The organism is Streptomyces sp. NPDC042002, assembly GCF_055588305.1.
Window position 1 is genome coordinate 64,205 of record NZ_JBVJCT010000024.1, and the last position, 6,266, is coordinate 70,470.

The 6,266-nt window shown below is 71.2% G+C and carries 5 protein-coding genes; 2 read left to right on the top strand and 3 right to left on the bottom strand.

From position 1 onward, the window contains the following. Positions 1–85: 85 nt before the first annotated feature. The 3 genes from ACZ6KY_RS28525 to ACZ6KY_RS28535 form a co-directional block, all read right to left on the bottom strand. Positions 86–2,221, bottom strand: coding sequence for a putative bifunctional diguanylate cyclase/phosphodiesterase (locus tag ACZ6KY_RS28525; RefSeq protein WP_469313131.1), 2,136 nt, complete (start codon positions 2,219–2,221; stop codon positions 86–88). Continuing rightward, positions 2,218–3,030 carry an SAM-dependent methyltransferase gene (locus ACZ6KY_RS28530; protein ID WP_469313132.1) on the bottom strand — a complete coding sequence of 271 codons (813 nt, stop codon included), beginning with the start codon at positions 3,028–3,030 and terminating at the stop codon, positions 2,218–2,220. Before ACZ6KY_RS28530 ends, ACZ6KY_RS28525 begins: the two co-directional genes overlap by 4 nt. A gap of 460 nt (positions 3,031–3,490) precedes the next feature. Next, complete coding sequence (locus ACZ6KY_RS28535) at positions 3,491–4,438, bottom strand: SCO0930 family lipoprotein (RefSeq protein ID WP_469313133.1); 948 nt, start codon at positions 4,436–4,438, stop codon at positions 3,491–3,493. 271 nt (positions 4,439–4,709) lie between these two features. On the opposite strand from ACZ6KY_RS28535, the gene ACZ6KY_RS28540 reads away from it, so the two are divergent. Continuing rightward, entirely contained in the window at positions 4,710–5,351 is a 642-nt protein-coding gene (locus tag ACZ6KY_RS28540) for a hypothetical protein (RefSeq protein WP_469313134.1), read from the top strand. 16 nt (positions 5,352–5,367) lie between these two features. After that, positions 5,368–6,132, top strand: coding sequence for a bestrophin-like domain (locus tag ACZ6KY_RS28545; RefSeq protein WP_469313135.1), 765 nt, complete (start codon positions 5,368–5,370; stop codon positions 6,130–6,132). The last annotated feature ends 134 nt before the right edge of the window (positions 6,133–6,266 follow it).

Sequence of the window (6,266 nt, forward strand, 5' to 3'; positions counted from 1 at the left end):
AAGAGAAGGAACACACTATAGAGGAGAACCCCCCCCCCCCCCCCCCCCCCCCCCCCCCCCCCCCCCCCCCCCCCCGCGGCGGCGTTCAGCCGACCGCGTCGACCAGCGCCAGCTCGTGCAGCCGCTCCGGCGGACCCGGACGGGCGTAGTACCAGCCCTGGGCGGTGTCGCAGCCCAGTATCCGCAGCTGTTCGGCCTGGGCGCCGGTCTCCACGCCCTCGACCGTGACCGCGAGGTCGAGACTGTGGGCGAGGGAGACGATCCCCTCGACGATCTTCAGGTCCACCGGATCCGCCGGGAACTGCTGCATGCCCTGGGTGAAGGAGCGGTCCAGCTTGAGGATGCTGACCGGCAGACGGCGCAGGTTGGCGAGATTCGAGTAACCGGTGCCGAAGTCGTCGAGCGCGATGTCGACGCCCATCTCGGCGAGCCTGCGCAGCGGTTTGAGCAGGTCGTCGTCGGCGCCGATCAGCGCGGACTCGGTGACCTCCAGGCACAGCGCCCGGGCGTCGAGACCTTCACGTTCCAGGATGTCGACGGTGTCCTGGACCAGACCGGGATGGGTCAACTGGCAGGGAGAGAGGTTGACGTTGACGCGGAGCGGGCCCGCGCCGGAGTTCCGTTCCTGCCAGGTGCGGGCCTGGCGCACCGACTGCTCCAGGACCCAGCGGCCGAGCGGCACGATGAGTCCGGTGTGCTCGGCGAGCGGGATGAAACGGTCGGGGCCGAGGACGCCGTGCTGCGGGTGCAGCCAGCGCACCAGCGCCTCCGCGCCCTGCACACTGCCGTCGCCGAGGTGCACCAGCGGCTGGTACTCGATGAAGAACTCGCCCCGGTCCAGGGCGGCGGGCAGCGCGGTGGTGAGGCCGTTCCGGGTGATCGCGCGGGCGTCGGCCTCGGGGTCGGCCAGTTCGAAGCGGTTGCCGCCCGCGGACTTGGCCCGGTACATCGTGATGTCGGCGCTGCGCAGCACCTCGGCGGCGCCACGTTCCCCGGCCGGCCCCTCGACGATACCGACGCTGCCCCGCACGGTCAGGTCGCGGCCGTCGACCCTGATCGGGGTCACGAGCGCGTTCATGATGCGCCCGGCCAGTTCGTCGACCTCGCGCTCGGTGTTCGGGCCGGTGGTGAGGGCCACGAACTCGTCGCCGCCGAGCCGGGCGACCATCTCGCCGGGGGCGGTCGCGCAGGACTGGAGGCGGTCGGCGACCTCGACGAGCAGCCGGTCGCCGGCCGCGTGCCCGAGGCTGTCGTTGATGGTCTTGAAGCCGTCGAGGTCGAGGTAGCACAGCCCGAAGCGCTGCCCCTCGCCCGCGGCCAGCGCCTTCTCCAGGCGCTCGAAGAACAGGGTCCGGTTGGGCAGTCCGGTGAGCGCGTCGTGCGTCGCCTCGTAGCGCAGCCGCAGATTGAGCAGGCGCCGCTCGGTGGTGTCCTCCATCAGCGCCAGCTGGTACTGGGGTTCGCCGTCCGCGTCGCGCAGCAGCGAGACCGTCAGGTTGGTCCACAGGGCGGTGCCGTCAGGCCGGTAGAAGGCCTTCTCCACGTGGTAGTGCTCGCGCTCGCCGCGCACCAGCTCCTCGTACAGCCGCCACACTTGAGGAGCGTCCTCGGCGTGCGTCCACTCGGGGACCTTGCGGCCGCGCATGGTCTGTTCGGAGCCGCCGAACATGCGCAGCAGGGCTCCGTTGACCTGGAGGATGTTGCCGTCGAGGTCGGCGATGCCGATGCCTATGGCCGCACCCTCGAAGACCGCGCGGAAGCGGGCCTCACTGTCGTGCAGCGCCTCGGCGACGGCGCTGCGCGCGGTCAACGCGGCTTCTGAGATGGCCTGTTGTTCGGCGAGTGTGCGCTCGCGCAACGCCTCGGCGTACCCGGCGGCGATGGCGTGCTGGAGCCGCGCGGAGCGGGTCCGCAGCGCCTCCCGTGGCCCGTCCTCGCCGCAGTAGAGCACCAGGTAGGCGTCGACGCAGTCGAGGGCCCGGCTGAGGGCCTCGGGGTCGGTGCAGTGTGCGGCGACGAGTGCGGCGCCGACCGTCCGCCCCGCTGCCGCCTCGAAGTTCCTTGCCCGCAGTGCCCCACTCAACCGCCGTGCGAGCGGCAGCAGTTGCTCCTCGAACTCGGGCCGGGTCAGCGAGGTGGAGGTGACCGGGAAGACAGCGCGGCTCCAGATCGTCGCGAACCGGCGCAGTCTGTCCTCCGGCCCGTCCGGCTCGGCCCTCACGCCGTGCGTCCCACGCCGCCGAACGCGGAGAACGAGTAAGGATCCTCGTCCTCGGGTGCCGTGTCGGGCCGCCATTCCGGCATCGGCACCAGTCCGGGTTCCACCATGTCGTACCCCTCGAAGAACCGCGCGATCTCCTCGCGCGTGCGCATGATCAGCGGGTTGCGGATGTTCTTGTAGACGTCGACCGCGCCCTCGGCCCGCTCCCGGGAGAGCGGGATTCCCTCGAACGCGGCGTGCGTGACGACGAGCATGCTTCCCGGCGCGAGGGCGTCGCGCAGTTCGGCCACCGCCCGGTACGGGTCGTCCGCGTCTTCCACGAAGTGAAGTATGGCAACGAGAAGCAGCGCGACCGGCCGGTTCAGGTCGATCAGCCGCTGAACCTGCGCGCTCACCAGGATTTCCTGGGGCTTGAGCAGATCCGCGGCGACGACGTCCGCGTCCTCGTTGCCCTGCAGCACGGCCTGGCTGTGTGCGACGGCAACCGGGTCGTGGTCGACGTAGACGACCCGCGCGCCGGGCCGGGCGCTCTGCGCGATCTCGTGGACGTTGCCGAACGTCGGGATGCCGGAACCGATGTCGAGGAACTGGTCGATACCCTCGTCGGCCGCGAAGCGGACGGCCCGTCGCATGAACGCCCGGTTCGCCTGCATGACCTTGGGAAGGCCCGGCATGAACTCCATCGCCCTGCGCGCCGCTGCCCGGTCGACCTCGAAGTTGTGCGAACCGCCCAGGTAATAGTCGTAGATTCGGGACACGCTCGGCAGTGAGATGTCAATGCTGCGAGGGGCCCAGGCGGGACGCTCCATCTATCTCTCCAAGGCGTAGGCGACGACATAGACGATCCGGTGTTCGAGCAGAGGCTACTGATCGCCCGCCAAAGGGGCGAGTCAAAACGGAAATTGACCGTCCGTTCCCGGTCACTGCCTCGGGCAAGTGCCCAATTGGCATCTGCGAACGTATCGCGCGCACGCCACTCACCGCCCCTGCGAAATCACTCCGAAGCCTTCCAAAAAGCTCCGCGGGGTCACGAAGCGTGGCCAAGTCACCGGCCGGTACCCGTCGTTCTTTCACATCCGGGCCGCCGCCGGGATCTTTCACGTTCCGGCGACGGCCGGAACGCCTCGCCCGCGCCCCGACACACAAGGGTCCGCCCCCTCCGTGTGGAGGGGGCGGACCCTTGGCGGCGCGTTGGGGACTGTTCGGGCGAGCCGATCGACCGTGGGGAGCCGATGCCCTCGAACTGATCGACCGTGGGGAGTCGATGCCCTACTTGGCCGCGCCGACCGGCTTTCCGTCGGGCGAGACGGCGTACCACGTGCCGCCCACGCCCTGACCGTTGGTGTCACCGGGAGCACTGTCACCGGAGAAGGTGTAGATCGGCCAGCAGTTGACCGTCATCTGCTTCACGCCGTCCGGGCGGGTGAAGCCCATCAGGCCCTTCTTCTTGACGCCCTTGGTGTCGCTCGCCGGGACCGGAGCGACCGCGGGCCACTTCTCCAGGCAGGCGCCCGTGCAGGCCGACTTCGAGACGGGCCAGGCCTGGTCCTTCATGAACCGGTAGACGGTCATGCCGTTCTTGTCGACGACGACGTCGCCGAGCTTCGGGTCGTGGCGGACCGACAGACCGGGCAGGGCGGCCAGCGTGGCCTTCTTGCCGTTGGGCGCCGACGCGAACCAAGTACCGCCCACACCCTGGCCGTTGGTGTCACCGGCCTTGGTGTCCTTGGCGAACCGGTACATGGGCCAGCCGCCTATGGTCAGCTGCTTCGTGCCGTCGGTCCGGGTGACCTCGCCGAGCAGCGCCTTGTCGACGCCGGTGGCGGCCTCGGCACCGTCGGCGGGCACGGGCGGCCACGCGGTCGCGCAGGCGCCGTCACAGGACGACTTCGGCGGTTCGGCGGTGTCCTTGTCGAAGCGGTAAAGGGTGAATCCCGCGCCGTCGGTCAGCACCTTGCCGAGCTTGACGCTTTCCGTCACGGTGAGCTGGCCCGCGACTTCCGGCTTGGCGGCGGCGCTCTGGTCCTTGGAATCGGCGCCGTAACCATTGCCCGCGCCGGCGGTGGCACTCGTTCCGTAACCGCCCGCCGCAGCGGTGGCACCCACGTTCTGAGTGCCCGTCGAAGGGGTGCTCTGTTCCTGACCACACGCCGTCGTGAGCGCCAGCACGGCCGCAGCTGACGCTACGAGTGAGGCGCTCCGCCAGGAGGTCTTCATTGGTAACTCCCGCTGTTCGCATAAGTGTTGCAGCGCCCTGCAGCGCCGCGCATGGCCCTAGGTACGGGCGGGAGGGGCAGGAGTGTTCAAACGGGCCACAAATTTCTTTCGGAAGCCTGTGACGCGTTCGGCATCACTCGCGCACGCGTTCGATCCATGCCGACGTTTCCGGCCTCGCGCGTCAAACCGCGGGGAACCCCAGGTACCCCCTTCGGGGGCAATCCCGGACACTCCGGCGTGGCCGGCTCCCGCGCGCCTCATGATCTCCGTCGTGCACGCACCCCAGCGGACCCGATCCGCCCTCGTCATACGCGCATTGGCGCTGACGGCGCTCACCTGGCTCCTCGTCGGCGCGCCGAGCGGAACGGCCGCGGCCGACGCCTGCGCGTACGCCTCGACGGGCCCGGGCGGCGACGGGATCACCGCGGTGGCCGTGGCGGGCAGCGGGGCGGTGGCCGTGGCGGGCAGCGGGGCGGTGGCCGGGAGCACCGCCCGGTGCCCCGCTCCGACCCCCACCCCGCCCTGCCCGCCGACCCCCACACCGACCCCGCCACCGCCCCCGAAGCCCCCTCCGCCGCCGAAGCCGAGGCCGACGCCACCCCCGCCGCCGACCCACGCGCCGAAGCCGGTACCCCCGCCTCCGCCACCGCCCCCACCGCCGCCTCCTCCGCCGGCGCCGAAGCCGAGGCCCCTGCCTCCGCGGCCGGCACCGGTCCTGGCGCCGAGACCCGCGCCGAAGCCCACGCCGACCCCGAGCGCGCGTCCCGCTCCCGCGCCGGTCCCGGTCAGCTATCCGGCGTACCGCACCCCGCCGCACAAGCACCAGCCCCGCAGCGGTCCGTCGCTGGTCTCGTTCACCCTGCTCATCACCGCGCCCGCGGTGCTCGCCGTCGCGGCGCTGCGCCCGCGCTGACCCCTGGAGGCAAACTTTGTCGGATTGGCTTGTTCTCGCCCTCGCGATGGCGGCCGCGTGCCTCGTGGTCCTCATCGTGACCCTCGTACGCCATCGCAGGGCCCGCGAGGACGAGGACCCCACCGAGACCCCGGACGTCATCGAGTACATGACGATGATGATCGGGGTGGTGTACGCCATCGTTCTCGGTCTGGCCATCGCCGGTGTCTGGGAGGCCCGCGGCGGCGCCCAGGACCATGTGCAGGCGGAGGCGCAGGCCCTGCACGAGATCTCCGAGCGGGTCAGGGTCTACCCGCCCGACGTCCGCGACCGTATCCGCGGTGACGTCGACACGTACGTCCACTACGTGGTCACCACCGAGTGGAAGAGCATGGCCGAGCACGGCCGGGTGACCGCCGAGGGCGGCCGGCTCCTCGACCGGATCCGGCACGACGTCACCGACTACCAGCCGAAGTCGGACTTCGAGGCGCAGGCGTACCAGCCGCTCCTCGACCAGGTGACGGCGGCCGACACCGCGCGCAGCGCCCGTGCCGACTCCACGGGGGCGACCATGCCGGGGGTGGTGTGGTTCGGGCTGATCACCGGGGCCGTGGTCACGGTCGGGATGATCTTCGCGCTGCAGATCCGGCGCACCGCCCGGGAACTGATCCTGGCCGGGCTGTTCTCCGCCCTGATCGCCTTCCTGCTCTTCCTGATCTGGGACTTCGACGCGCCCTACAGCCGCGGGATCACGGCGTCGGCGGAGCCCTTCACGGCGCTGTTCCCGCAGATTCCCGGGTAACGGCTCCCCTGGGACACCCGGCGGACGGGGGACGGACGCAGCGGGGGGGGGGGGGGGGGGGAGACCACGCCCCCCCCCCCCCCCCCCCCCCCCCCCCCCCCCCCCCCCCCCCCCCCCCCCCCCCCCCCCCCCCC